Source organism: Paenibacillus andongensis (assembly GCF_025369935.1).
Lineage (GTDB): Bacteria > Bacillota > Bacilli > Paenibacillales > NBRC-103111 > Paenibacillus_E > Paenibacillus_E andongensis.
In genome coordinates this window covers 4,020,135-4,046,432 of sequence record NZ_CP104467.1, presented here as the reverse complement: position 1 = coordinate 4,046,432, position 26,298 = coordinate 4,020,135, and the positions used below count along the sequence as shown (strand labels likewise).

Genomic DNA, 26,298 nt, shown 5'->3' with positions numbered 1-26,298 from the left:
TTTAATGAAAGTTATGCTGAAACATTCAATCTTGTTCCCTGTAAACCTCAGATTAGCAGCTTTTATATCAGAAATCACTCAAAGCCTCTATTTCCCGATTTCCGGCTTCTCAGACTATGTGGGCGAGCTTCGGCTTGCATAGCTATCACTGTATGCGCGGTTTTCGCGCTTATTTGTTTATCGGAGAGATATTCAAAGATCATTTTTTGAGAACATTTTAGGTTGTCGTAAGCCATATTATGCTCTAAAATAAATATTATTATAAGGTTGAATTAAGCTTTGACTATTCACGATTATGAGGATATCAAAAATAGAATTTCTATCGAAATTACAGAATGGTCGAAAACACGAGATAAAAGTTATAATAAGAATGTTTTATTAATGGCCGCGAAATCGCGACTTTTTTGTTTTATGGAATAAGATTGTTGTCAAAATATATTGACAATAACTATAGTCCATTTCCTATTTTGACAAGAACTTTATTCGCCGCAGTTCTTGTCGTATAGCTAATAACTATCATATAATAGTTAAATAAATATATTAATCAATAGTCTTATCATTGATCCAGAAAAGGTGTGTGACTAGGTCGCGCCTTGGCTTGCTGTAGCGCCTAAGCAGGAGCGCCTACATCCTTTCTGCAAATTTCAGGGTATAAGGATGGTAAAAATGAGCAACAGAGAAACTAAAACAGACGTTATCTTAATTGGTGCCGGAATCATGAGTGCGACTTTAGGGACACTTCTGAAAGAATTAGTGCCGGAATGGGAAATTACAGTGTTTGAGAAGCTCGAAAATGCAGGAGAGGAAAGTTCTAACGAATGGAATAATGCAGGAACAGGGCATGCGGCACTGTGCGAGCTTAACTACACTGTCGAAAAACCAGACGGATCTATAGATATTAGCAAAGCGATCAAAATTAATGAACAGTTTCAGCTTTCCATGCAGTTTTGGTCTTATCTAGTAAACAGCAAGCTGATACGTAATCCGCAGGACTTTATCGTGTCATTGCCTCATATGAGTATGGTACAAGGGGAACAAAATGTTGCGTTTTTAAAGAAACGTTTTGAAGCGATGTCAACTAATTCTCTGTTTCAAGGGATGGAATTTTCAGATGATCCCGAAAAATTGATGGAATGGATTCCGCTTATTATTCAAAATCGTCCATCGAATGAACCTATTGCCGCAACCAAAATCGACTCTGGAACGGATGTCAATTTTGGTGCTTTAACACGTATTTTGTTTGAACACTTAAAAAGTAAAAACGTCAATATCAAATACAAACATAGCGTTGATAATATCAAGCGTACTAGCGATGGCTCATGGGAATTGAAAGTACGAAACGACAGTGGTACCGTTGAACGACATACTGCAAAATTCGTCTTCATCGGAGGCGGGGGAGGAAGCCTGCATTTACTGCAAAAGTCCGGTATTCCTGAAGGAAAACATATTGGAGGTTTCCCAGTAAGCGGAATATTTATGGTGTGCAATAATCCGGAGGTTGTAGCGCAGCATCATGCTAAAGTTTACGGCTTAGCTAAGGTTGGAGCTCCACCAATGTCTGTTCCGCATCTTGACACAAGATTTATCGATAATAAAAAATCGTTGCTATTTGGACCGTTTGCCGGCTTCTCGCCAAAGTTTTTAAAAACCGGTTCCATGTTTGATTTAGTAACTTCCGTAAAACCGAATAATCTCGTAACGATGTTGTCGGCCGGCGCAAAAAATATGTCATTGACAAAATACCTGATCGAGCAAGTGATGTTATCGAAAGAAAAGCGTATGGAAGAGTTAAGAGAGTTTATCCCGAACGCCAAAAGCGAGGATTGGGATCTAGTAGTAGCGGGCCAACGTGTTCAAGTTATTAAAGATACTGAAGATGGGGGCAAAGGGACACTTCAATTTGGCACGGAAGTTATTAGTTCCGCTGATGGCTCAATTGCAGCATTACTAGGTGCTTCTCCTGGTGCTTCTACTGCTGTTCACGTTATGCTTGAGGTATTTAAAAAGTGCTTCCCGCAACATATGAAAGAGTGGGAACCGAAAATTAAAGAAATGATTCCTTCTTATGGCGTGTCACTAATGGAAAATCCAGAGCTTCTGCACGAAATTCATGCTTCAACAGCAGAGACGCTTGGTCTATGCGAAAAAGAACTAGTCAAAAGTTAATTATTTGGATAAAAAAACGTAGAATCTTTGATCTCTCTATAGATTGAAGGTTCTTTTTTTTGAAAAATCGCTGTAGGGGCCGACGGTAACGTATGGCGTTTCTTATCTTTAATGAATTGCTTCTAACGCTTTCCTGACTTTTCTTGCGAAAATAAGCGGTCTATCAACTGATTCAATATTGATATAAATCAAACGTGGTTGCTCGAACAGCCATTCGCTGCGAACAGACGAAACTTTTATTCCTTGATTACGAATGGCCGAAATGAATGTATTGACCTCTTTTTGTAAGAATGCCGCTCTACCTAAACAAAGTGCTCTGCCCGTTTTATTATTTAATGATTCGAACGAAAAAGAAGACGTTACGCTAAATCTTTTTCCCAAAATTGTTGCTTTTATTTGATCTCGATTTATTGTCGTCACACATTTTCCACCAGCGAAGCCGGGTTGTCCACCGATAATCCTTGAGAACTGCTCACAAAGCGAACTGTTATTTGCCATACTTCGTTCCTCCTCTGTTTTCTATTTATGGTATGAGCAAATGAACAGGGTTGAAACAGATTATCACCTAACACAACGATGAATTTGTAAATAAGGGAGGTTATGGAATGTCTTCAGAAAACCAAAAAGTCAATATTCTTGGAGACTTTTTGAAATCCCGCCGGGAACGGATCAAGCCGGATCATGTCAACACTGTCGGTCGTTTAGGAACAAGAAGAACGCCGGGACTACGCAGAGAAGAGGTTGCCCATCTTGCGGGAGTAAGCGTCACCTGGTATACCTGGCTGGAACAAGGGAGGGCCGTCACTGCCTCAAGAGAAGTGATCGAGAGCGTAGGCAAAGCCTTGCAATTATCTTCAGAAGAACATCTCCACTTGCTTCGTTTGGCAAATTATAGCGGTGAGGGGGAAACTTACCCGATCGCTAAGGAAATAGATCCAGGGCTTCAGAACATTATCGACCAATTGAGCTACCCGGCAATCATCGCAAACAATCGAACTGAGGTGTTGGCCTATAATCGGCTGGCTTCTGAAATCATTACGGATTTCCATACGATACCCGCAGAGAAACGTGTGATGACCCGGTTGATATTTACTGATCCAATTCTGCGCAAGCAGTTGGCGAACTGGAAGGAATTTGCTGATTATACGATTGGGGTATTTCGCATGTATTTTGATCAAAAGGCAGGCGATCTCTGGTATGAGGAATTCGTGCGGAGGATGTGCAAGGAAAGCGATGAGTTTCTATCGTTATGGCGTTTGCATGATGTGCACATAAAGAAATCCATACAATACACGTTTGATCATCTCGTCGCAGGGCGATTATGCTTTCAATTGAATACCTTTTCTAATATTAATGGCAATGAAAACCTACACTGCTGTATATTTACTCCCATTGCAGGTACCGACACTGAGACTAAATTAGTACATATTTGCAAATAAGCCTGTTAGTATGGATACCTGTATAACTGCAAACAGGTTGCCTCCTTGGTCATCGAATATAATAAACTTATTCTCAATCAAGGAGGTTACATAAATTGAAAGCTATCATCATTGATCGACCAGGAGGGCCAGGAAATTTGCAGCTGCGTGAGAAGCCGGATCTACAACCGGCCCCCGGTATGCTGACTATAGACGTTGCTTTTGCTGGAGTCGGGTATTTCGAAGTGTTGCTTAGTCGTGGGGAATTCATTTCCGTTTTTCCGATGCCGCTTACTCCCGGTTTGGAAGTATCGGGATATGTACGTGCCATCGGGGAAGGAGTAGAGGGATTCTACGTTGGTCAACCCGTTGCTTCGATGACACTGCATGATCTTAACGGCTTTGCATCCATGGCGAATGTACGGCCAGATCTGACGGTACCGTTAGATCAATTAGGAGCCGACCTCGACTTAGCGACAGCTGCAGCCTCAATTGTAAATCTAACAACCGCTTATCTGGCTATAAAAGATGTTTATAGAATGAAAACGGGTGACAACATTCTCGTTCATGCAGCGGTTGGCGGGTTAGGCAGTTTTATCGGGCAAATGGCGAAACGTCTGGGAGCAGGCAAGGTACTCGGAACCGTCGGAAGCGCTGAGAAAGTAAAGCTGGCCGAATCTCTCGGATACGACGAATTATTTGTCCGCTCCGATTTTGTGGAGCAAACCCTACGGGCAACCGAACAAAAAGGCGTCCATGCCGTCTTTGATCCTGTAGGAGGGAATATGCGCAAACAAAGCTTAGAGGTGCTTCGTCCATTAGGGCAGCTAGTTGTCGTTGGAAACGCAAGCGGAGAAGAGGATGTTACTCATTCTTATAATCAAATATGGTTTTCCAACAAACAGATCGCAGGTTTTACATTAGGCGGATACAGCGACAGTAATCCTGTGGAGACTGGAAAAGCGGCCCGAGAAGCGTTAGGTATGCTGGCAAGAAAAGAAATACATGCGGAGATTCAAGGCGTGTATCCTCTGGAAAATGCCGCAGAAGCACTTGCTCTCTTGGAAGAGAAGAACACGGTCGGAAAACTGGTTTTGCAAATACACCATAATTAAATCGCATAACGCCCTTCCACGTAATGAGAATAATTCCTCTTTCTATCGTTGTAACTTTTTGTAAACCATGTTCCACAAACAAAAAATAAGAACATATATCCATTGCCTTGATGGAGTTCAACGCATACATGAGAAATAAGCTTAAAGTTGTTGCAAATCAATAATTTTATGATAAGATAATATAAAAAAAGCGCGGCAAAGAAGCCCCCGTCAATATTGGCAGGGGCTTCTTTTTTTCGTGGGAGGGGGTGATTCTCGATGCAAGAAGAGAAAAAGAGATTTATCCAGGAGTTTGTACCTGGCAAACAGGTAACATTAAGTCATTTAATAGCTAATCCTGATGTGGATTTGTTTAGTAAACTAGGAATAGAGAAGGCGGGTTCTATCGGCATTCTTACACTGACGCCAAGCGAAACGGTGATTATTGCTTGCGATCTGGCAACCAAAGCGGCTAACGTTTCGATTGGGTTTCTTGATCGTTTTACCGGAAGTCTCGTTTTGGTAGGTAGTGTATCCGAAGTCGAGATGGCGATGCAGCAAATTAATGCTTTTCTTTCTGAACAGCTTGGATACACACCGTCACGTATTACGAAGTCGTAAAGGAAGTGTATGCCATGAACACCAATCATCGCGCAATGATTATAGGATCTATTGGCGCCGGGAAATCCACGATGACGAATGCGTTGCTTGGCCGTAAGGTCGATGCCGTTAAAACCCAAGCATTAGTCTATAGGGATTGGATTGTCGATACACCTGGAGAGTATACGGAGAATCCCTTTTTTTACAAAAGTATTATGGCCACTGCACTAGAGGTTACTCATATCCTATTTATCCAAGATGCAACCAATCCGAAGACGATTTTCCCTCCGGGATTTGCAAACGGTTTTACCAAGCTGCCCATTGGCGTTGTAACAAAGGCTGATGCAAATCATGCGAATGTAGATCGAGCATTGAGGCAGTTAAAACAGGCCATTCCGAAGGGGGCTATCGTGATTGCATCATCGTTGACAGGGCAAGGAATCAAAGAGATCCAAGAACTAGTCCTATGCGCAACTTTTGAGGCAATGAAAGAATATTGTGCGCAAGCGGTGGTAAATCATGTTTTTATTCATGAAAGCCTTTACAATTAACAAAAAATTAAGTATGATTACTTTAACAAATGAATATTCTATTGGCAAAGGTGCCATCAACAGAAAGTGGATTTATCATGTTGAAGGCTCTTTTTTTATTCTTAAAGGAGTCTTGAGCTATGAATGATGCGCAGCAGATACATGATTTATGTAAAACGTACACTTCTCTAAGCGATGAAGATGTAGGCTTTATCATTGAAAAGAGTAAAACCATTCAAACTATTGCAGATATCGCTCAGGCTAATATTTTTATTGATTGTCCCGTAAAGGGCGATCGTAATGTCATTGTAGTTGCGGAAGCCATTCCATCCACCTCGCATTCTCTGTATAAAGGAAGTGTTGTTGGGAAAATCATCTATGAACGTTACGAGCCAGCCGTATTTCGTGTATATCGGACAGGAAAACCTGCATTGATTAATCGTGCTATCACGCATGAAGGCGTACATGTCAACCAGAATGTGATGCCCATTAAGAATAGCTACGATAAAACGATTGGTATGCTGATCCTGGAAAAAGATATTACGGCACAAGTGAGGCACGAGAACGAACTTGCCATTCTTTCTGAAACAACCGAGGAATTTAGCCGAACTTTCTTTGATTTAATAACGAAGAATCGAATCATTCCCGATCTGATTGAAGAGGCTCTTGTCTTATTAAGAGCTGATGGGAAGATTATGTACGCGAATAATTTTGCGATTGGATTAATGGAAATCCACAGTGATAATAGTTTGACTAACGGTGATTATATTAATAGACCCATTAGCGAGATGCTTTGCTTTATTCAAGAAAATGACTATTTGACTAACGGCGTTATTTGGCGGGAGGCCATTGATAAAGATAAGGTGTATATACTTCGCGGCATTGATTTGCCAAATAAGGATGAAGTGATGCGAATCTTAATTCTGCGCGATATTACTGACCTTCGGGATAAGGAGCGTCAGTTGATGGTGAAATCGGCAGTTATTAAAGAGATCCATCACAGGGTGAAGAACAACTTGCAAACGGTAGCGAGCTTACTAAGGCTTCAATTACGACGCGGTGTGCCGGATGAAGCGAAAGTCCTTTTTCAAGAAAGTCTTAACCGTATTATGGGTATCGCTACCGTACACGAAGTACTTTCGTACAGCGGCATTGAAACGGTTCGCATGAATCAAGTAATCGAGAAAATATCGAAAATACTCGTGAATAATATTCAAAATGACCAATGTAAAATCAATATTCAGATGGATATCGAGGACATTGAACTTTCGTCCAATCAAGCAGTATCTTTGGCTCTTATTCTAACAGAGCTGGTGCAGAATAGTGTGAAACATGGTTTCGTCGGATATGCGGTAGGGACCATTAGGATTCAATTGTTTGTCGATAATGAGCATATTCACCTGATGATTCAAGATGATGGAGTCGGGTTTGAACATCAGACAGACACCGAACATTTGGGCCTTGAGATTGTAAGGAGTTTGACGAACTATGATCTGAACGGGATGTTTGAAATCGAACGTGCTTCTGAGAAGGGTACGAAAGCAAAGGTCGTCTTTCCAATCGGTTGAAAAGGGGGGGGGTACGATGACCAAGTCGCGTATTATGGTCGTTGACGATGAGTCCATTATACGTATGGATATTAAGGAAATGCTTCTGGAAGCCGGTTATGACGTTATCGCCGAATCAAATTCGGGAGAGTTGGCCATAGAACTTGCTGCCAAACTTCGTCCTGATCTCATTGTGATGGATGTCAAAATGCCTCGTATGAACGGAATCAAAGCGAGTCGTATTATCCAACAATCTTGGCAAATCCCAGTCGTCTTATTGACTGCTTATAGTCAGACCGAGTTTATTGAAGAAGCGAAGAATGCGGAAATCGTGGGTTATCTGGTGAAACCAATTACGGAGAATGATTTGATCCCAGCCGTTGAAATTGCGCTTAATCAATCCAAACGATTGCATTCATTAATGGGGAATATTAAAAAATTAGAGCAGCAAATCGAAGATCAAAAAATCATTGAAAAAGCAAAAGGTATTATCATGGAAACGTATCACCTCAATGAAGAGGCAGCCTATAAAAAACTGCGTTCTTATTGTATGAATCATCAAGTTCAGATGATAGCTGTTGCACATGATGTGATCAAAAATCGTTGTTTAAATGAAAATATGATAAAAACGTAATAAATCGCTTTGTTCAAAAAAATAGCTTAGGCAAAGACGCCTATTATCACTATCTCATTCAGATAGTGATAATAGGCGTCTTTTTCTTGCGGGGGGTGATGAATTGAATCAACATCGTCAAGAAGCGGAAATGATTATTAGTGCAGGCATCGATATTGGCACTAGTACGACCAAGCTCATTTTAAGCCGATTTTCTCTCATGAATACAGCAGGTACCAGTCATGTGCCGCGGATTGAAATCATTGATAAACAAGTCTTTTATAAAAGTCCTATCTACCGGACGCCATTACGCTCTAATGTGCTCATTGATATTGAAGCGGTACAGCTGCTTGTTAAAAAAGAATATGCCAAAGCAGGTATTGGGACGCAGGATATCAAGACAGGGGCCGTTATTATAACTGGTGAAACTGCTACCAAGCATAATGCGGAGGAAATGATTCACAGTCTGTCCTCACAAGCAGGTGAATTTCTAGTCGCAACGGCTGGCCCGGATTTAGAAGGAATCATTGCGGCGAAAGGATCCGGGGCGTATCAGTATTCTAAACAATCGGGGAAGACGGTTGCGAATATAGATATCGGCGGGGGAACGGCTAATATTGCTGTTTACCAATCCGGAAATTTCAAAGGGACATGTACACTGCATATCGGCGGCAGATTAATCGAGTTAGACAATAGGAGAATAAAAACGATATCTCCGCCCGTACAAAACCTTCTTACCCAACTTGGACATTTTCTTTCTACCGGTGATCCAATTCATATGGATGATATCAATAGTGTTATCCATGAAGTCATCCACGCCATGGTCCGTACACTTGTTCATATTCTCGAAGGGAGAGTTGAAGGTACAGACAGTATACTATTACTTGGACACCCGCCCGATTGGGAGATCACGATCGATGAAATTATGTTTTCGGGTGGAGTAAGTGAATGTATATATAGGCTGGAGACAAATTCAGAACAAGAGCAAACGGTAGATTATGAGGATATCGGATTATTATTAGCCGAATCGTTACGGCAAAGTCATGAATTGAAGCGATGGAAGTGGATTACACCTGTTGAAACCGTGAGAGCTACAGTGCTTGGAGCCGGCACGCAAACAACGGAAATCAGCGGTGCGACCATTCAAGTTGAAGGTTCCCGATTGCCCATTAAAAATCTGCCTGTGTATCATTTGAAGTTTAATGATGGTCTTGTTAACGGCAAGCGAATCATGAATCAGGCGATGGAGCAGGCTTTACAGATTTATGATCCCCAAAGAGAAGGAATCAACTTTGCTCTCTATATCACGGGACTATCGGTGTTGAGATTTCGCGAAGTACAGCAATTGGCTGACTGGTTGATTGAATCGTATCGCCAACAGCCGAATCAATCCGAGCCATTAGTCGTCGTCATACAGAGTGATATGGCTAAAGTTCTAGGCCAAACTTTACAAGCGATGAACTCGGGACGCGACATCATATGTATTGATCAAGTACTCGTCGAACACGGCGATTATCTCGATATTGGCCACAAACTGCAAACTGAGGTCGTACCCGTCGTTGTAAAGACACTTGCATTCCACTCTTAAAGAAAGGATGGTTGGCAGATGAAACTGAAAACCCTTCTCATGGGTCAAGTGTATCAATTCAATCACTTAAAAGAAGTATTTGCAAAAGCGAATGAAGAAAAATCAGGCGACAGACTTGCTGGGCTTGCGGCTGAAACCGTTCAAGAGCGAATTGCTGCAAAGCAAGTGCTAGGTGCACTATTGTTGAGCGACATTCGCGACAATCCCTTGCTCCCGGCAGAAGAAGATGAAGTATCACGTATCATTGAGGAACAAGTGAATGAACCGATTTACAAGAAGATACAGGGATGGACCGTATCTGAACTTCGAGAATACATTCTTGATGACCGCACGACGGGAGAAGATCTAAAGCGCACAAGCAGAGGGCTCACAAGTGAAATGATTGCAGCAGTGACCAAACTGATGTCTAATCTCGATTTGATTCATAGCGCGAATAAAATAGAAGTCATAACCAAATGCAATATACCGATCGGGCAAAAAGGGGTGCTTGCTTCCCGGCTCCAACCTAACCATCCTACGGATAACGTTGACGGAATGATCGCTTCTTTAAAAGAGGGCTTATCATACGGAATGGGCGATGCGGTTATTGGCATCAATCCGGTTGACGATTCTGTCGAAAGTGTGAAGCGACTGCTGCATGCAACTCGTGATTTTATGAACACATGGGAAATACCGACGCAAAACTGTGTACTGGCCCATGTCATTACACAAATGAAGGCTATCGAACAAGGCGCTCCCGCGGATATGATTTTTCAAAGCATTGCAGGTACGGAAGCTGCGAATCGTTCTTTTGGCATTTCAGCCGCATTGCTGGATGAAGCCGATGATATGGCCAGAACGCTTGGAACAGGAACAGGTCCCGAGGGGTTATATTTTGAAACAGGGCAAGGATCGGAATTGTCTGCTGAAGCCCATTATGGCATTGATCAGCTAACCATGGAGTCGCGAAACTATGGATTCGCTAGGCGTTATAACCCATATATTTTAAACACGGTCGTTGGATTTATCGGACCGGAATATTTGTATGACAGCAAACAAGTGAAACGCGCCGGTCTTGAAGATCATTTTATGGGCAAGATGCATGGGATCTCGATGGGGGTAGACATCTGTTATACCAATCATATTAAAGCGGATCAAAACGATATTGAAGACTTAGGTGTACTACTTACGGCTGCAGGCGTCAACTTTATCATTGCAACTCCGATGGGAGATGACTGTATGCTTAATTATCAGTCGATGAGTTATCACGATGTAGCGACGTTGCGTCAAACGATGAGTCGCCGGCCATCCCCCCTGTTTGAAGCTTGGTTAGAGAAAATGGGCATTATGGAAAATGGCAAATTAAGCAGAAGAGCTGGGGATCCTACCATTTTCACACGATAACAGGGGCCCCTAAATTGGTTCAGCTTATGCTTATGATGCCAGTTTTGTTTACGCAAAACTCAGCTTATGCTTACGATACAAGCTTTCCTAAAGGAAAGCTCTCAGGAGGTGAAAACATGAATGAAGGGCTCATTGAAACAATTACAAAGATCATTCTGGAGAAAATGAATGCTCGCCAAGACGTTCCCACAACTACTTTAGAAAAGAAAATGCCGGAAATTGTGGATGGAATGGTAAGAATATGGGATCATCTGCAAAGTAGTGCTGAGACAAGAGATTCGTTTCCGTTAGTGCAGACCTCATCGCCGTTCACTAACACCCTGAATGAACCATCAGAAGATCAAGGTGGTATGGTGAGAATCTGGGATCACCGTACGGTTACCAAGTTATCAGACGATAAAAAAACTTTACCGGATCTACACGATGATGGAATCCTTCCGGAATTGCAAACTCGCTTGGGAGTTGATGAACCTCAATATAAAGATGAATTGCCAGAACTCATCCAAAAAACGCCCGCCAGAATCGGAATTGGAAGAGCCGGTTTGCGGCCGAAAACGGAAGCTTGGTTAAAGTTTCGACTTGATCATGCTGCCGCGGTAGATGCCGTTTATGGGGAAGTTTCACCGGAATTGTTGAATAGTCTTGATTTGTTTTCGGTTGAGACGCAGGTTTCGGATAAAGAGGAATATATCCGTCGTCCGGACCTTGGAAGGCGATTGTCGGAAGAATCGATACAAACCATTTCCAAACGTTGTGTACATGCGCCAAAAGTACAAATTATTGCCTCCAACGGACTTAGTTCGCAAGCCATTGAAAAAAACCTGGAGGATGTGCTTTTATCGCTCCAGCAATCCTTGAAAAATCTTAAGCTTGAATGTGGTACTCCATTCTACATTCAAAAAGGCCGTGTAGCGGTCATGGATGAAGTCGGAGAAGTGTTACAACCTGAGGTTGTCGTACTTATTATCGGAGAACGGCCAGGCTTATTAAGCGCAGAATCATTAAGTGCTTATATGTGTTACAAACCGCGTAGAGGTACGATTGAAGCCGAAAGGATGGTCATTTCCAACATTCATTCGGGAGGCATTCCGCCAGTTGAGGCTGGCGCCTATTTAGGAAACGTCGTCGAGAAAATACTCAAATATGAAGCGAGTGGCATCTCACTTGTTCAAAAGGAGGCGTCGGTCAGCGATGCTAGACAGAATTAAAGCAGAGGTGCTGGCTGTCCGTATCATTCCGAATGTAGATGAGTCTTTGGCTGCCCAATATCAGTTGAAACCAGGATATAGGAGTTTAGGAATTCTTACGACGACGATTGACGATATCGGGTATACGGCGCTTGACGAAGGGACCAAGCGAGCGGAAGTGGAAGTCGTGTATGCTCGTTCCTTCTATGCCGGCGCCAGCCATGCATCAGGTCCTTTATCGGGTGAATTCATCGGGATCATTGCCGGACCCAGTCCTGACGAGGTAAGAAGCGGGATCGAAGCGATCGAAAATACGATTCAATATGACGCATTTTTCGAATCGCTTAATGAAAGTCGTACCCATGCCTTGTACGCGCATGTCGTAGCAAGAACAGGCAGCTATCTTTCCAAGTTGGCGGACATTAATGAAGGAGAGCCACTCGCCTATTTAATCGCTCCGCCTCTAGAGGCCATGTACGGTCTAGATGCCGCTTTGAAGGCAGCGGACGTACGGCTTGTCAAGTTTTTTGGCCCGCCTTCGGAGACAAACTTTGGCGGCGGATTGCTTACCGGTACACAATCGGCTTGCCGCGCTGCAGCGGATGCATTTCGAGAGAGCATTATCGAAATTGCCAAAAAGCCTGTCTCGTACTAGGAGGGATGCCTATGTAGAAGGTTCGTTGATTACTTTAAGAAAGGAGCATATGAAAGATGCAATTGGAGAAAGATTTACAATCAATTCAAGATATGAGAGATGCCGTTAAGAAAGCGAAAGAAGCTCAAGCGAAATTCCAAGCTTTCTCTCAAGCAGAAGTAGATCGCATCGTAAAAGCCATGGCGGATGCTGCTTATGAGAAGTCACTTGAGCTCGCATCCCTCGCTGTCGAGGAGACAGGGCTTGGTGTAGTAGAACACAAAGTGATTAAGAATCAAGTAGCCTCAAGAGATGTGTATCTGTCCATTTGTGATCAAAAGACTGTTGGTATCATCAATGAATATAAAGACCAAAAAATTGTTGAGTTTGCAGCACCCTTTGGTGTGATTGCAGGTATTGTCCCGACAACGAATCCAACATCTACAGCCATTTTCAAAAGCTTGATTGCGCTAAAAGCGCGAAACGCGATTGTGTTTAGTCCCCACCCATCTGCTGCAAAGTGTACGGTGGAAGCCGCTAACATTTGCTTGCAGGCAGCTGTGGCTGCAGGTGCTCCGGAAGGTATCATTGGCTGGATTCCACAGCCGACGATGGAAGCTACGGAAGGCTTAATGAAACATAAGGATATCAATCTTATTTTGGCAACAGGCGGCGGCGCTTTGGTAAGGGCAGCCTATAGTTCGGGTAAACCTGCCTATGGCGTTGGACCAGGAAACGTGCCGGTATATATTGAGAAAACCGCCGAAGTATCCAAGGCCGTGGGGCGAATTGTCGACAGTAAGACGTTCGATAACGGAACCATTTGCGCCTCGGAACAAGCCGTGGTTGTTGATCGGAACATCCGAGAAATGGCCATTCGTGAATTTAAAAACATGGGCGCGTACTTCTTGAACGCGGAAGAGAAAAAAAGGCTGGAACCGGTCATTTCTCCCGCTCCTGGCAAACTCAACCCTAAGATTGTGGGTCGAAGTGCAAGGGTAATCGCTGAGCTGGCCGGCATCACCGTTCCAGAGGATACGCGATTATTGATCGCGGAAGAAGCGAATATCGGGAAGGACATTCCATTTTCCATCGAAAAGCTGGCTCCTGTCTTTGCTTTTTACACAGTTGACGGTTGGCAGGAAGCTGCAGTCATCTGTGAACGCCTGCTGGATTTAGGCGGAAGAGGTCATACGTTAGCTATTCATACGACAGATGATGAGATTGCCCGAACCTTTGCTTTTCGTATGCCGGTATCAAGAATTGTTGTAAATACGCCATCCGCGCTTGGTGCAGTTGGTGGAACGACCGGACTTAAACCTTCGTTTACGCTAGGTTGCGGTTCCTTTGGAGGCAATATCACCTCTGATAATTTGACAGCACATCATTTGATGAACGTTAAACGTCTTGCTTACGGCATTAAACATGTGGATGTCCCTAAACCAGGCAGTACGAAAGCGCAGGTAAGTTCAAAACCTGCGGTTGCGGTACAAAGCGCCAAAGAAGAGCAGATTGAAGAAGTGGTAGGCAAAGTTTTGGCCAAGGTTGGCGCGGCAGGGAATATAGACAAGGAAACCATCGTTAAATTAGTTAACCAAGTGATTTCACAAATTTAATCCATTTAAACTCTAGGAGGAATTTAAAATGACAAGAGAACTTACAGCATTGGGAATGATTGAAACTAAAGGGTTGGTAGCTTCTATTGAAGCGGCGGATGCTATGGTCAAAGCGGCGAATGTTCATTTGGTCGGTAAGGTTCATGCAGGCGGAGGACTTGTAACCGTGCTTGTTCGTGGAGATGTTGGCGCTGTGAAGGCGGCTACGGATGCAGGGGCAGCTGCAGCGCAGCGCGTAGGCGAACTATTATCCGTTCATGTCATCGCTCGTCCTCATAATGAGCTGGAAAGCATTTTGCCTAAATTTGATTCGGAAAAATAATAGATTGTTGAGGTCGGAAAGTGAGGTGTACGTATCATGGACCCACAGATGATAAAGTCGATTGTCGATGAAGTGGTGCTTCATCTTAATCAGGAAGAAAAGAGTAAACCATCTGTACCGATTGGCGTCTCCGCGCGGCATGCGCATTTATCAAAGGAACATCTTGCGGCATTATTCGGTAACGGATACGAGTTGACGAAGAAGGCGGATTTATCCCAGCCCGGTCAGTTTGCCGCGAATGAAACGGTACTGATCGTCGGACCAAGAGGAAGTATTGAAAGGGTTAGAATACTCGGGCCGGTAAGGGGAGCTACGCAAGTAGAAGTGAGCATAACTGACTCTGTTAAGCTTGGAGTTCAGGCTCCTCTCCGAGAATCGGGCGATACTCAAGGTTCCGCACCTGTCACGATCGTGGGCCCTAAAGGCAGCATTCATGTTAGCGAAGGGTTAATCATCGCACATGCGCATATTCATATGACACCGGAAGACGCGGCTCAATTTGGTGTTGAGAATGGCGAAGTGGTTCAAGTCAAAACTAAGGGTAAGAGAGCGGTCACTTTCGAAAATGTGCTCATTCGCGTTTCTGAGCGCTACAAGCTTGAAATGCACATCGATACCGATGAAGCGAATGCTGCGCTATTGAAAACTGGGGATAACGGGAATTTAATTAAATTAACGGATACAAAGGGTTTAAGATGACGGCAAACCTTGATAAGTCGGTCGTTGAGCTAATCGTCCGGGAAGTTATTAAAAGTTTACAAGCCGTGAAACAGGAAAAAGTTTACGAGAAACCAAGTTTGCTTCTTGTTCATGAGGAAAACCATGATAAAGAGGAAGTAAATAAGATTGCTGCAGGCTTACAAGCGAAATGGCATGTGATTCCGATGTCATTTCGCTCCCCTGAGCTTTTATCTGTGATGATCGATATCAGGCATGTTGTGTTAATGGACATCAACCAAGATATATTAATCCGTGGAGCCTTAGGGTTCACGGGCTCAGCTCCATGCGAGCTTTTGGCAAGCATTTTACTTAATGGAATACCGGTGACGTTAGTACCTACACGATCCTTAGAGTGGATCCTTCATTCTGAAGACTCGGAAGATCAACTGCCGGAGCCTGCCAGACACTACAGGCAGCACATTCGCAAGCATAAAGATATGCTCGTTTCTTTTGGTGCCACATTTGCCGGGCTGACCGGGTTGCAATTTGCACCAGCTGCGAACGGTAGATCGGATTATGATAACGACATGAACAACAAGACATTGTATTTTGATAATAAAGTACTGACTCAGAGAGATGTGCAGGTTGCCGATGTTTCCACTATTCTTGTTTCTCGGCTGACCCTTGTTACCCCGCTGGCACGTGACACTGCAAAGGATAAAGGGATTACGATCCTTGTTAAAGAATCATGAGGTGGTGAGAACATGCAAGTTGGCACTGTAATCGGGAATGTATGGGCAACACGTAAAGAAGATGATTTAATTGGTTTGAAATTTTTATTTGTTCAGCCTGAAGGGCCTACCGGTTCGCCGATTGATGCTCCTTTTGTCGCTTTGGACCGAATTGGTGCAGGCGTCGGAGATAAAGTGATGATTACAAAAGGGAGTGCAGCCCGATTTGTGCTCAAGGATATAGATTTGCCAATTGATGCCGTCATTATCGGTATAGTAGACTCTATCGATGTAGAAAGCAGGTGATCGACATGTCAAAAGCATTAGGCATGATTGAGACAAGAGGTTTTATAGCCTCTATAGAGGCGGCCGATGCCATGATTAAATCAGCAGATGTCAAACTTATTAAACAAGAACAAGTTGACGCCGGCCTTGTAACGATCTTGGTTGAAGGAGATGTAGGAGCCGTTCAAGCTGCACTTGAAGCAGGGAAAGAAGCGGCTAAACGAGTCGGGGTACTGGTTGCTGCACATATTATTCCACGACCGGATGATGAGCTTGGTACGATTCTAAAAAAAAAAGTGAATTGACCGTTCCAGTTACTCAGCAAACTGAAGGCAGTCAAGTATTGCAGGATCCAATCGTTGAAACTTATGATGTTGCAGAAGAAGCACTTGAGAATGAAGTAACAGAGAATGAAGTAACAACCGGAATTGAAAGTCATGAAGAACAATCAGGTAATGATCACCAAACCGATCCAACAGCAAAATCTAATAGAAGAAGACGCCCGAATAATCACTCTTAAATCCGTAGAAAAACTGGGGGATTGCGTATGACGTTAGGATTGATATTAATTGCAGTTGCACTTTTTGTGATGCTTGCTATATATTTGAAGGCTAAAAACGGAGTGAAATTAGCTCGCCAAAAGGGGCATACAGGCGATGACCTGAATGCATTCGGATACAAACAAGAATTAAGACGGGATATGGGGGGGTTCTCCAATTTCGCTATTTCTTTCTCCGTGATTTCGATTCTAACCGGTGGCGTTACTCTATTCGGCTTCGGTTTTAATCAAGGCGGGCCGGCTATTATGGGCATGGGTTGGCCGATTGTTGTCATCTTTGTCTTATTTTTATCGGCTGCCATCGCGGAATTGACTTCTGCCATTCCGACATCCGGGGCCATCTACCACTGGGCTTCTATTCTTGGAAATCCGGGATACGGATGGTTTTCCGCTTGGTTTAACATGATCGGTCAAGTTACGATTGTCGCGGGTATCGATTACGGATGTGCTGGTTTTGCTTCTTCGTTGTTATTCGAAAATCCGACGAAATCCGAAACTTTGCTAGTCTATGCAATTATTTTGCTCAGTCATGCCAGCTTAAATCATGTTGGTATTCGAATTGTTTCTAAACTCAACGATGTATCTGCCTTTTATCATTTGATCGGGGTAGGTTTGATTATCGGAGCTTTGATATATTTCGGACCTACACAGGACGTTAGTTACTTATTTGATACGAGTTTCTCCACAGTGGCTGACAATTCTACACCTTACTGGTTTGCGTTTATCGTCGGATTGCTGCAAGCTCAGTGGACGATCACGGGATATGATGCTTCCGCCCATACAAGCGAGGAGACGGTTGATGCAAAAGTCCGCGCTCCTTGGGGTGTATTTTCATCTGTTGTCATCTCCGGTATTTTTGGCTTCATCATGCTCGCGTTGGTCACGATGTCCATTAAGGATCCGGCTGCTGTAGCTGCCGCAGGCGGGAATGCCTTTATCGTTGCAATCGAGCAATCCATGGGTGGCGTTTTCGGTAAGGTTATTCTTTGGATGGTGACGTTTGCAATGTGGTTCTGCGGCTTATCCGGAGTGACTTCCGCATCCCGTATGATTTACGCTTTCTCTCGCGACAAAGGGTTGCCGTTATCTAATTTGTGGGGTAAAGTATCGGAGAAATTCCGCACCCCTGCAAATGCGATTTGGATTACGGTACTATTAGCTTTCTTATGCGGTCTTCTTGATAATGTATACGCAGTTGTGACGGCCTTAACTGTAATTGGTTTGCACAGCTCTTATTTAATCCCGCTCTTCCTTAAATTGCGTGCGCAAATGAAAGGCGTATGGACGAAAGAAGATAACGGTCCTTGGTCATTAGGCAATTGGAGCGTTTTCGTAAATGTGGTTGCTATCGCATGGGTTCTCTTTTTAGATGTACTATTCTGCATTGCGCCAAACGATGTCAAAGTTACGGAGCAATTCACGATTCATTATGCAACAGGAAAAGCATTCGCCGTATTATTTGTAATCTTGATCGTCATGTATGCGACTCGGGCACGAAAACACTTTAAAGGTCCACATTTGGGAACCTTCAAAGTGATTAATGATAGAATTAATTCGGGCCACACAAGTGTAGAGAGCAGTGGACAACTCGAGAGGGGCTAATCCATATGGCGTTTAAACGAAAAAAAATTGCCGTGATCGGTGCTGGATTTACAGGAGCAACTGCTGCGCTTATGCTAGCGCAAAAAGAGCTTGGAGACATTGTATTGGTTGATATTCCGAACTTGGAAAACCCAACAAAAGGCAAAGCTCTGGATATGCTTGAAGCCGGGCCTGTGCAGGGATTCAATGCCAATATCACAGGTACATCCAATTATGAGGACATTCAGGATGCAGATCTGGTCATCATTACGGCAGGGATTGCCCGTAAGCCTGGAATGAGCCGCGATGATTTAGTTAATACCAATGCAGGCATCATGAAAGGTGTTTCAGAAAATGTGGCCAAGTACGCACCAAACAGCTACATCTTGATATTGAGCAACCCGGTAGATGCCATGACGTATGTATGCTTTAAAACGACTGGTTTTCCGAAAAATCGCGTCATCGGCCAATCCGGAGTTCTGGATACAGCCCGTTTTAATACGTTTGTTGCACAGGAATTAAACGTATCTGTTGAAGATGTTACGGGATTCGTACTTGGCGGTCACGGGGATGATATGGTTCCGCTTGTTCGGTACTCGAGCGTTGGAGGCATTCCAGTAGATAGACTAATCTCTGGAGAACGTATTGACGCGATTGTTGAGCGCACACGTAAGGGCGGCGGTGAAATCGTAAACCTTCTTGGTAATGGCAGCGCTTACTACGCGCCTGCAGCTTCTTTAGTTCAAATGGCAGAAGCCATTCTTAAGGATAAGAAGCGCGTTCTACCTTCCATTGCCTACTTAGAAGGGGAGTATGGATACCGCGATATATATCTCGGTGTGCCAACGATCATTGGCGGAGATGGTATTGAAAAAATACTAGAATTGCAATTAACAGAGAAAGAGAAAACTGATCTTGATAAATCTGCACAATCCGTTCGAAACGTCATACAAATTATGAATTAAAATAGTGATAGATCAAGTTCTGCAATCAAACGGGACTTGATCTCTTTTTTTATGTTGAAGAGGGATAACATTGTTGTCCAATGTCACTTTAGATTTATGCACGGATTTATTCAGGCTTCTTTCACATGTACCCTGTAAAAACGGGAGACGTTATCATTATTGAGCCGGGAGAGGATCACCAGCTCATTTCAAGCGTAGAAGATCCTATTGTCGTCATTTGGTGCCATGCCGGAGCGACTCGAAACAAAAATCAAATATAAAGATCCAAAGATTCGATGAACATGGTGGTTGAGTGAAATGGGATAAATTGGATAAGGGCTGGACCTCCGATTGGGGTGCCGGTTTAATTTGTTATTATATATACGGACTTTGGATTTTCAGTTCACGACATCGATCGAGAAAGTTTGGTCCGCCTTAACCGATTCAAGCTAGCTTACCAAGTGGGTTATGGAAAATGATATTAAGCCCATCGTAGGAGTCCAGCGTTCAGTTCCCATTAGTATTTGTTCGACTTTCTATGCATGATGAATGGTACAATGTGAATAGAAGTAGAAATTAACACTATCGGAAGGATGGTAAGCATGAGCGAATCTAATCAGGAGTATATCGTAATCTCGGGTGGGAGGGAGAACAATCTCAAGAATGTATCCTTGCGTATTCCCAAGCGGAAGATCACGATCTTCACCGGGGTATCCGGATCCGGCAAGTCATCGATCGTTTTCGATACCATCGCTGCCGAATCCCAGCGTCTGCTGAACGAAAACTTCAGCATGTTCGTCCGCACCTTTCTACCACGTGTTCCGCAACCGGACGCAGACACGATCGAGAACTTGAGTATGGCTGTTATTGTGGATCAAAAGCGGCTTGGCGGCGGTTCCCATTCCACGATGGGCACGATTACCGATATCTCGCCCATTCTGCGTCTTCTCTTCTCCCGCGTGGGTCAACCCTATGTTGGACAAGCGCACATGTTCTCGTTTAACGATCCGCAAGGCATGTGTCCCGAGTGCAATGGGATCGGTCGCAGGCTGGGCATCGACATGAGCAAGGCGGTGGACATGTCAAAGTCGTTGAATGAAGGGGCAATCCTGCTGCCGGGCTATGCGGTGAACAGTTGGGATTGGAACATGGTCACGCAGTCGGGTTCCTTCGATCTTGATAAGAAGCTGAGCGCTTATTCAGAAGAGGAACTGGAGCAACTGCTGTACGCCAAGGCGAGGAAAATGGAGATGGATTTCGCCGGGAAGGCAATGAATATTACCGTAGAAGGCATCATCGAGAAGTTCACCAACAAATATATCAAGCAGGATGTGAAGACGAAGTCCGAACGCACGCAGCAAGCAGTTGCGCCGTACATCTCAGAGGGTCCCTGCTCCAGCTGTCGCGGTGCAAGACTGAGTCAGGCTGCACTGGGCTGTAAGATCAACGGACACAACATTGCGGAACTGTCCTCCATGGAGGTCGGACATCTCATCCGCGTCATTCGGGAGATTGACGACGCGATCGCCGCGCCGGTCGTCAAGTCACTGACGGAGCGACTGCAGCATCTGGTGGATATCGGACTTGACTATTTGACGCTGGACCGTGAGACGGATACATTGTCCGGCGGCGAGTCGCAGCGCGTCAAGATGGTGAAGCACCTGAGCGGCAGTCTAGTGGATGTCACTTACATCTTCGATGAGCCCAGTGTTGGCTTGCACCCCCGTGATGTACATCGGTTGAATGATTTGCTTCAGAAGCTGCGCGACAAGGGCAATACCGTGATTGTCGTCGAGCATGATCCCGATGTGATCAAGCTGGCGGATCATATCGTCGACGTCGGACCTCACGCCGGAAGCCGCGGCGGTACCATCGTGTATGAAGGAAGCTTCCAAGGCCTGCTGGAGGCAAGTACACTGACAGGCACCCATATGAAGCGGCAGCTCCAGCTTAAGCACGATTGCAGGCAGCCATCCGGCAAGCTGTCTATCAAGGATGCCCTACTTCACAACCTGCGGAACGTGAGTGTAGATATTCCAACCGGAGTGCTGACAGCAGTTACGGGTGTCGCCGGCTCGGGCAAGAGTACGCTGATTAACGAAGTATTTCTCAACCAGCATCCGGATGCGATCGTCATCGACCAATCGGCGGTAGGCGTGTCAACACGCTCGAATCCCGCGACCTACACGGGCATTATGGATGATGTACGCAAGGCGTTTGCTTCCGCGAACAAAGTGGGTCAAGGCTTGTTCAGCTTCAACTCCAAGGGGGCTTGCGAGAATTGCCAAGGGCTGGGTGTTGTGTATACAGACCTTGCATTCCTAGACAGCGTGAAGCTGCCGTGCGAAGTATGCGGAGGTAGACGGTTCAAGGAAGAGGTGCTCGCGTATAAGCTGAACGGCAAGTCAATTGCAGAAGTGTTGGAGATGACTGTGGAGCAGGCATTGGATTTTTTTCAGCTAAAAGAGGTTGTACGCAAGCTTCAGGCGATGAGTGATGTGGGGCTGAACTATATTACACTCGGCCAGCCGCTCAGCACGCTCTCGGGCGGGGAATGCCAGCGCATCAAGTTGGCAAGCGAGCTGCATAAGAAGGGCAGCATCTACGTGATGGACGAGCCGACGACCGGCCTACATATGTCAGATATCGGTCACCTTCTGGTGATCATGAACCGCCTCGTGGATGCCGGTAATACGGTGATCGTCATCGAACACAACCTCGATGTAATCAGTCAAGCGGATTGGATCATCGATATGGGACCGGACGGTGGCAGCAAGGGCGGCCAGGTGGTATTCGAGGGCACACCTCCGCAGATCATCCATGCGGAGCAGTCGATCACGGGAAGATACTTGATGTAATGCATTAAATACACTTCAGATCGACTAGGTTTGGCTTTTTTTATGTTTCGTTGGTTTCGTAAAAGTAGATAAGTTAAATACGGTGGAGCATTTGCCACAGCAACTGCTCATTTTTTTTACCGATAGGTAGTGGCTCATTGGTCATCACTTATTTTTTCGCTTGACCTTAACACAGACGTCAGGGTTTAGAATGAGATTATCTCGAGCAGAAGGAGAGTGTGAAATTGAATTTTTGAGGAATTAGTAAAGCGGAACGGAAGCAGCAGCCAAGTGTCCCCAGAGTGTGAAAATTAATGTGTATAATCGAACTGGAAGGGAGAGAATGCTTTTTGGATATTACACCACAAGAAGAATCCATGATTAAGGCTTTCCGTGAGTCTGACTTACCACCTTTATTTGTGCTCATACGAGTCAGAAATGATATTGCAAATGATATTGGAAATGTCAAAGAGAGCCAAAGAGATGTTATTGTTAAAACATTAGAAAAATACATCGGTCCATTATGGGAAGACTACCATGAAGGGAAAAATCACAAGTAAAAGCTTAGGATTCTAAATGAATAAGTTCGCTAAACATAAAACATCGCCAAGTTTGTAGGCGATGTTTTATGTTTAGATGGGATGAAGTTCCTTTCATTTATGACATCAAGTTCTTGTCAATTAGACTTGCATTTAGTGCCATTATCCAAGTATTCAGTATTATCGCTATTGCCATGTTCGACTACAGATTTTTACAAGAGCTGAGAAACTTGAGACAGATTTATGCCCTAATTTTGCGAAATCCGGATTTCTCAATTGCTGAAGGGGCGCATCAAATATGTCCGTACTCCAAAGCTACAAGAGGCAACATCAATGTGAAAATCAATATTGTGGAATAAGAGTTTTCCCAAATAGGGTGGCAGCTCAATTATGGCTGCTGCCCTATTTGCTTGTATTTAAACTTGCAAGCGAGCAGATAAAAGACTCCGAGCCGGAGAATGATCTGACATGAGTTCTCTTCGCAGAGTTTCTTTTACAGGTTGACAGAATTAAATTCTAACATTATATTATCTAATATTAGGATAAATAATCTTAGGTATTTTTTGGTTCAAACGTGATTAAGAAAATCGAGTATGGTATCACGAATCGTGAAGGCAAAGCCAAAAAATGGTGGGTCGGATTCTTTTGAAAGAAGGATTTTAATATAACTTTGTATTTAGGGGGATTTGAAAATGGAAATAGGGATAGATACATTTGTCGAAACGACTCCGGATGTTACAACGGGCAAGACGATAAGTCATGCGGAGCGGTTGCGTGAGGTTGTGGAAGAAATCGTCCTTGCCGATCAGGTTGGGTTGGATATATTTGGGGTCGGTGAGCATCACCGTAAGGAATTTGCGGATTCCGCTACAGTCGTTGTGCTGGCTGCAGCGGCGTCCATGACCAAAAGGATACGCTTAACCAGTTCGGTTACCGTGCTCTCTGCTGTTGATCCAGTACGTTTGTTTCAGCAATTTGCCACGCTCGATGGTATTTCAAATGGTCGTGCTGAGATTATCGCGGGTCGAGGATCTATGGTCGATGCGTTTCCATTGTTTGGTTATGATTTAAAAGACTATGATGAGCTTTACGCGGAAAAATTGGAACTATTATTAAAATTAAGGGACTCGGAGAAGATATCCTGGAAAGGAAAGCATCGACCTGCCCTTACGAATCTGGGTGTTTATCCGCGTCCAGTTCAAAAGCAGTTACCGGTGTGGCTTGGCAGTGGGGGTAATGCACAATCGGTAATACGAGCAGGGGAGCTGGGACTTCCTCTTGTTTTGGCGATCATTGGCGGGAGCCCATTACAATTTGCTCCGCTCGTGCCGCTCTATAAGAACGCTGCTACTCTTGCAGGACATGATGCATCGAAATTAAAGATAGCCGTGCACTCACTCGGGTTCGTTGCGGAGAGTGCCTCGCTTGCGGCCGAAAAGTATTTCCCTCCTACTCAGGCAGTGTTTAATTCAATGAGTAAAGAGCGTGGTTGGGGACATTATAACCGCTCACAATTCGATGCCTCATGCAGCCCAGATGGCGCATTCTACGTAGGCGATCCCGAAACGGTGGCCAACAAAATTATTTATATGCAAAAACATTTAGGCTTTTCACGATTTTTCCTACATTTACCTGCCGGCAGTATGCCACATGAGGATGTTATGAAATCCATTGAACTATTGGGAACAGAAGTCGCACCGCGAGTTCGGGAAGAGGTCGCAAGATGGGAAGCTGACAATGGATAAAAAGGAGAATACATTCATGCAAGAGGCTTAGCCATGTCATATGTCAAAATTAAACAAAGGTAAGCCTGCTTCTGCAGACTTACCTTTTGTTAAAGGATAATATGTTTTTTGGGTTTGGTGAAAGCGAAGCTTACCCCTGTTTAGCATAGTTAGCGACAGACTATTTGAATTAACGGTACAGTTTCAAATTGGCCGTACAGCGGTATCCAAGCATTTGACAATCCTTAAAGAGGCCGGACTGGTACATGACCGAAAAGTCGGCAGAGAAACACGATTTAGGCTGAATGCCTCTCCGCTCCGAGAAGTTCAAGATTGGGCGGCTTTCTACAACAAGTTTTGGAGTACGAATATGTTGCGTTTGAACCAACTATTGGAGGAAGAAGAATGAGTTTAACATTATCCTTGGATTTTCAGTACACGACATTTTGGAGATGGATTATTTAGCTATCCTGGTTAAAGAATTGGGGATTAAATGAGTAATACTTGGAAAATCTACAAGCTAGCGTTCATTAGTTTTTTTGTCAGTACATTCGTAATTTCTACAGATAACTGCTTCCATCCCATTGATAATGGGCAAGTATATCCAAATCTATTTCGACACCAATTCCACACCCCAATGGAATCGATACTTCTCCATTCAAAGGGTGAATAGGGAACAAGTTTAAAAAAGGATTATCCATGACATCCCATTCTACAGGCTCTATTGTGTCCACTCCCATTTTACCCCAAGGCTCCAAATTTGCCTGAGCGAAAATGGCGTACAATCGTGATAACGCTCCATCAAAAGAGTGCGGCGTTGCACGTATGCCAAAATTTCTGGCAAGTCTTAACGTTTCCCTGTAACCGTCTACCCCGGCCATGTGCATAGGATCAGGCGTAATATAATCCAAAGCATGTTTGCTGAGAATAGGAATGAAATCCGTTACGCTTTCTAAATTCTCGCCACCAGCCAAAGGTGTAGTTAAACGGTTTCTTAGTTGAGCATATTCGTTAATGTGCTTGATATCCAACGGCTCTTCAACCCATAGAAGATTGGACCAAGTTGCAAGCAGTGATTGCCATTGTAGTACGGCAGTAAGGTCATAACTTTGGTTCGCATCCAAAGCCATTGAAATCTTTCCTTGTAATAGTTTCTGCACAGAGACGATATGCTGTTGATCCTCAAAGATTGATTTTCCGCCTATTTTCACTTTCAATTTGTCAAATCCTTGGTTGATCGCTTTATCAATCTCGTTCAAGGAATGTTTTTGCCAATCCAACTCTTCAGAGTAGGACTGAAACGAGGCATACACAGGTACTTTTTCACGAAACTTGCCGCCCCACAAGTCGCAAATAGAAACACTGCATGTTTTGGCCATAATCTCGGTTAAAGCCATACTAACGGCCGCAGATGAACGAGGATGCCATTTTTGTAAGGCTCCCACTAATTGGATTCTGTTCAATACAGGCTTACCGATTAAATTGGGAATGATTCGTTCATGAAAACCTTTATGCAAGGTTGGAAGCCAATCGACGCATTCGCCCCAGCCTTCGACACCTGTATCGGTCGTTATCCGGATGAGATAGCAAGTTCGGTATGTTTTCATACCGTTGGCGTCCCCATATGGTTTTGGAAGTCGGTAAAAGAGCGGAAAGGTATCAATTTTTCGAATATACATCAAGCAGAACCTCCAACCTGTTCTAACCACTTCAACGTGGCCTTTTCGTGATTTTACCTGC

The 26,298-nt window shown here is 44.1% G+C and carries 27 protein-coding genes and 2 pseudogenes; 27 read left to right on the top strand and 2 right to left on the bottom strand.

The features are described 5' to 3' along the window. Positions 1–666 precede the first annotated feature (666 nt). A complete protein-coding gene (locus NYR53_RS18165) occupies positions 667–2,166 on the top strand; it encodes a malate:quinone oxidoreductase (RefSeq protein WP_261300658.1) in 1,500 nt (499 codons plus the stop codon). Positions 2,167–2,274: 108 nt separating this feature from the next. Here the strand turns inward: NYR53_RS18165 and NYR53_RS18160 are convergent, their stop codons facing one another. Continuing rightward, positions 2,275–2,664 carry a DUF1259 domain-containing protein gene (locus NYR53_RS18160; RefSeq protein WP_261300657.1) on the bottom strand — a complete coding sequence of 130 codons (390 nt, stop codon included), beginning with the start codon at positions 2,662–2,664 and terminating at the stop codon, positions 2,275–2,277. Between the two features lie 107 nt (positions 2,665–2,771). Between NYR53_RS18160 and NYR53_RS18155 the strand changes: the two genes are divergently transcribed. The 26 genes and pseudogenes from NYR53_RS18155 to NYR53_RS18030 form a co-directional block, all read left to right on the top strand. Then, complete coding sequence (locus NYR53_RS18155) at positions 2,772–3,605, top strand: helix-turn-helix transcriptional regulator (RefSeq protein WP_261300656.1); 834 nt, start codon at positions 2,772–2,774, stop codon at positions 3,603–3,605. Positions 3,606–3,700: 95 nt separating this feature from the next. Next, complete coding sequence (locus tag NYR53_RS18150; protein ID WP_261300655.1) at positions 3,701–4,699, top strand: quinone oxidoreductase family protein; 999 nt, start codon at positions 3,701–3,703, stop codon at positions 4,697–4,699. Between the two features lie 258 nt (positions 4,700–4,957). Beyond that, the gene (gene eutS, locus NYR53_RS18145; RefSeq protein ID WP_261300654.1) at positions 4,958–5,299 is read left to right on the top strand and encodes an ethanolamine utilization microcompartment protein EutS; all 342 of its coding nucleotides are present in this window, start codon (positions 4,958–4,960) and stop codon (positions 5,297–5,299) included. Positions 5,300–5,313: 14 nt separating this feature from the next. After that, on the top strand, positions 5,314–5,829 hold the full coding sequence (locus tag NYR53_RS18140) for a EutP/PduV family microcompartment system protein (protein WP_261300653.1): 516 nt from the start codon (positions 5,314–5,316) through the stop codon (positions 5,827–5,829). Positions 5,830–5,948: 119 nt separating this feature from the next. Then, positions 5,949–7,376 carry a sensor histidine kinase gene (locus NYR53_RS18135; RefSeq protein ID WP_261300652.1) on the top strand — a complete coding sequence of 476 codons (1,428 nt, stop codon included), beginning with the start codon at positions 5,949–5,951 and terminating at the stop codon, positions 7,374–7,376. A gap of 16 nt (positions 7,377–7,392) precedes the next feature. Continuing rightward, positions 7,393–7,989, top strand: coding sequence for an ANTAR domain-containing response regulator (locus NYR53_RS18130; RefSeq protein ID WP_261300651.1), 597 nt, complete (start codon positions 7,393–7,395; stop codon positions 7,987–7,989). A 130-nt stretch (positions 7,990–8,119) separates the two neighbouring features. Beyond that, a complete protein-coding gene (locus NYR53_RS18125) occupies positions 8,120–9,556 on the top strand; it encodes an ethanolamine ammonia-lyase reactivating factor EutA (RefSeq protein ID WP_261306420.1) in 1,437 nt (478 codons plus the stop codon). Between the two features lie 18 nt (positions 9,557–9,574). Next, entirely contained in the window at positions 9,575–10,939 is a 1,365-nt protein-coding gene (locus NYR53_RS18120) for an ethanolamine ammonia-lyase subunit EutB (protein ID WP_261300650.1), read from the top strand. Between the two features lie 116 nt (positions 10,940–11,055). Further along, on the top strand, positions 11,056–12,147 hold the full coding sequence (gene eutC / locus NYR53_RS18115; protein WP_261300649.1) for an ethanolamine ammonia-lyase subunit EutC: 1,092 nt from the start codon (positions 11,056–11,058) through the stop codon (positions 12,145–12,147). Beyond that, positions 12,131–12,781 (top strand): ethanolamine utilization microcompartment protein EutL, encoded by a 651-nt coding sequence (eutL, locus tag NYR53_RS18110; RefSeq protein ID WP_261300648.1) that lies wholly within the window; start codon positions 12,131–12,133, stop codon positions 12,779–12,781. Before eutC ends, eutL begins: the two co-directional genes overlap by 17 nt. A gap of 56 nt (positions 12,782–12,837) precedes the next feature. After that, complete coding sequence (locus NYR53_RS18105) at positions 12,838–14,376, top strand: acetaldehyde dehydrogenase (acetylating) (protein ID WP_261300647.1); 1,539 nt, start codon at positions 12,838–12,840, stop codon at positions 14,374–14,376. A 28-nt stretch (positions 14,377–14,404) separates the two neighbouring features. Next, on the top strand, positions 14,405–14,698 hold the full coding sequence (locus tag NYR53_RS18100) for a BMC domain-containing protein (RefSeq protein ID WP_056837355.1): 294 nt from the start codon (positions 14,405–14,407) through the stop codon (positions 14,696–14,698). Between the two features lie 36 nt (positions 14,699–14,734). Continuing rightward, entirely contained in the window at positions 14,735–15,397 is a 663-nt protein-coding gene (gene pduL / locus NYR53_RS18095) for a phosphate propanoyltransferase (RefSeq protein ID WP_261300646.1), read from the top strand. After that, positions 15,394–16,110, top strand: coding sequence for a hypothetical protein (locus tag NYR53_RS18090; protein ID WP_261300645.1), 717 nt, complete (start codon positions 15,394–15,396; stop codon positions 16,108–16,110). Before pduL ends, NYR53_RS18090 begins: the two co-directional genes overlap by 4 nt. Positions 16,111–16,122: 12 nt before the next feature. Next, complete coding sequence (locus NYR53_RS18085; protein WP_261300644.1) at positions 16,123–16,395, top strand: EutN/CcmL family microcompartment protein; 273 nt, start codon at positions 16,123–16,125, stop codon at positions 16,393–16,395. Positions 16,396–16,400: 5 nt separating this feature from the next. Further along, positions 16,401–16,679 carry a BMC domain-containing protein gene (locus NYR53_RS18080; RefSeq protein ID WP_261300643.1) on the top strand — a complete coding sequence of 93 codons (279 nt, stop codon included), beginning with the start codon at positions 16,401–16,403 and terminating at the stop codon, positions 16,677–16,679. Beyond that, positions 16,676–16,894 (top strand): hypothetical protein, encoded by a 219-nt coding sequence (locus NYR53_RS18075; RefSeq protein ID WP_261300642.1) that lies wholly within the window; start codon positions 16,676–16,678, stop codon positions 16,892–16,894. Before NYR53_RS18080 ends, NYR53_RS18075 begins: the two co-directional genes overlap by 4 nt. 27 nt (positions 16,895–16,921) lie before the next feature. Next, positions 16,922–18,535, top strand: coding sequence for an amino acid permease (locus NYR53_RS18070; protein WP_261300641.1), 1,614 nt, complete (start codon positions 16,922–16,924; stop codon positions 18,533–18,535). A 5-nt stretch (positions 18,536–18,540) separates the two neighbouring features. Further along, positions 18,541–19,479, top strand: coding sequence for a malate dehydrogenase (gene mdh, locus NYR53_RS18065; protein ID WP_261300640.1), 939 nt, complete (start codon positions 18,541–18,543; stop codon positions 19,477–19,479). A gap of 125 nt (positions 19,480–19,604) precedes the next feature. Then, entirely contained in the window at positions 19,605–19,739 is a 135-nt protein-coding gene (locus NYR53_RS18060) for a cupin domain-containing protein (protein ID WP_261300639.1), read from the top strand. Between the two features lie 100 nt (positions 19,740–19,839). After that, positions 19,840–19,908 (top strand): annotated as a pseudogene (locus tag NYR53_RS18055) (SRPBCC family protein); the annotation flags it as partial. A 152-nt stretch (positions 19,909–20,060) separates the two neighbouring features. Continuing rightward, positions 20,061–22,316, top strand: coding sequence for an ATP-binding cassette domain-containing protein (locus NYR53_RS18050; RefSeq protein WP_261300638.1), 2,256 nt, complete (start codon positions 20,061–20,063; stop codon positions 22,314–22,316). 329 nt (positions 22,317–22,645) lie between these two features. Continuing rightward, complete coding sequence (locus tag NYR53_RS18045) at positions 22,646–22,855, top strand: hypothetical protein (RefSeq protein ID WP_261300637.1); 210 nt, start codon at positions 22,646–22,648, stop codon at positions 22,853–22,855. A gap of 113 nt (positions 22,856–22,968) precedes the next feature. Beyond that, the gene (locus NYR53_RS18040) at positions 22,969–23,193 is read left to right on the top strand and encodes a hypothetical protein (protein ID WP_261300636.1); all 225 of its coding nucleotides are present in this window, start codon (positions 22,969–22,971) and stop codon (positions 23,191–23,193) included. A gap of 333 nt (positions 23,194–23,526) precedes the next feature. After that, positions 23,527–24,579, top strand: a complete 1,053-nt coding sequence (locus NYR53_RS18035; protein ID WP_261300635.1) for an LLM class flavin-dependent oxidoreductase — start codon at positions 23,527–23,529, stop codon at positions 24,577–24,579. 160 nt (positions 24,580–24,739) lie between these two features. Beyond that, positions 24,740–24,967, top strand: a pseudogene (locus NYR53_RS18030) (ArsR/SmtB family transcription factor); the annotation flags it as partial. 151 nt (positions 24,968–25,118) lie between these two features. Here NYR53_RS18030 and NYR53_RS18025 read toward each other — a convergent pair. After that, a complete protein-coding gene (locus NYR53_RS18025) occupies positions 25,119–26,237 on the bottom strand; it encodes a mandelate racemase/muconate lactonizing enzyme family protein (protein WP_261300634.1) in 1,119 nt (372 codons plus the stop codon). Between the last annotated feature and the right edge of the window lie 61 nt (positions 26,238–26,298).

Coding starts and splice junctions, on each gene's coding strand:
- NYR53_RS18105 (WP_261300647.1), top strand. CDS start 12,838: ATGCAATTGGAGAAAGATTTACAATCAATTCAAGATATGAGAGATGCC.
- pduL (WP_261300646.1), top strand. CDS start 14,735: ATGGACCCACAGATGATAAAGTCGATTGTCGATGAAGTGGTGCTTCAT.
- NYR53_RS18125 (WP_261306420.1), top strand. CDS start 8,120: ATGATTATTAGTGCAGGCATCGATATTGGCACTAGTACGACCAAGCTC.
- NYR53_RS18140 (WP_261300653.1), top strand. CDS start 5,314: ATGAACACCAATCATCGCGCAATGATTATAGGATCTATTGGCGCCGGG.
- NYR53_RS18130 (WP_261300651.1), top strand. CDS start 7,393: ATGACCAAGTCGCGTATTATGGTCGTTGACGATGAGTCCATTATACGT.
- NYR53_RS18135 (WP_261300652.1), top strand. CDS start 5,949: ATGAATGATGCGCAGCAGATACATGATTTATGTAAAACGTACACTTCT.
- NYR53_RS18050 (WP_261300638.1), top strand. CDS start 20,061: ATGAGCGAATCTAATCAGGAGTATATCGTAATCTCGGGTGGGAGGGAG.
- NYR53_RS18160 (WP_261300657.1), bottom strand. CDS start 2,664: ATGGCAAATAACAGTTCGCTTTGTGAGCAGTTCTCAAGGATTATCGGT.
- NYR53_RS18070 (WP_261300641.1), top strand. CDS start 16,922: ATGACGTTAGGATTGATATTAATTGCAGTTGCACTTTTTGTGATGCTT.
- NYR53_RS18165 (WP_261300658.1), top strand. CDS start 667: ATGAGCAACAGAGAAACTAAAACAGACGTTATCTTAATTGGTGCCGGA.
- NYR53_RS18060 (WP_261300639.1), top strand. CDS start 19,605: ATGTACCCTGTAAAAACGGGAGACGTTATCATTATTGAGCCGGGAGAG.
- mdh (WP_261300640.1), top strand. CDS start 18,541: ATGGCGTTTAAACGAAAAAAAATTGCCGTGATCGGTGCTGGATTTACA.
- NYR53_RS18155 (WP_261300656.1), top strand. CDS start 2,772: ATGTCTTCAGAAAACCAAAAAGTCAATATTCTTGGAGACTTTTTGAAA.
- eutC (WP_261300649.1), top strand. CDS start 11,056: ATGAATGAAGGGCTCATTGAAACAATTACAAAGATCATTCTGGAGAAA.
- eutL (WP_261300648.1), top strand. CDS start 12,131: ATGCTAGACAGAATTAAAGCAGAGGTGCTGGCTGTCCGTATCATTCCG.
- NYR53_RS18090 (WP_261300645.1), top strand. CDS start 15,394: ATGACGGCAAACCTTGATAAGTCGGTCGTTGAGCTAATCGTCCGGGAA.
- NYR53_RS18085 (WP_261300644.1), top strand. CDS start 16,123: ATGCAAGTTGGCACTGTAATCGGGAATGTATGGGCAACACGTAAAGAA.
- NYR53_RS18035 (WP_261300635.1), top strand. CDS start 23,527: ATGGAAATAGGGATAGATACATTTGTCGAAACGACTCCGGATGTTACA.
- NYR53_RS18120 (WP_261300650.1), top strand. CDS start 9,575: ATGAAACTGAAAACCCTTCTCATGGGTCAAGTGTATCAATTCAATCAC.
- eutS (WP_261300654.1), top strand. CDS start 4,958: ATGCAAGAAGAGAAAAAGAGATTTATCCAGGAGTTTGTACCTGGCAAA.
- NYR53_RS18025 (WP_261300634.1), bottom strand. CDS start 26,237: ATGTATATTCGAAAAATTGATACCTTTCCGCTCTTTTACCGACTTCCA.
- NYR53_RS18100 (WP_056837355.1), top strand. CDS start 14,405: ATGACAAGAGAACTTACAGCATTGGGAATGATTGAAACTAAAGGGTTG.
- NYR53_RS18080 (WP_261300643.1), top strand. CDS start 16,401: ATGTCAAAAGCATTAGGCATGATTGAGACAAGAGGTTTTATAGCCTCT.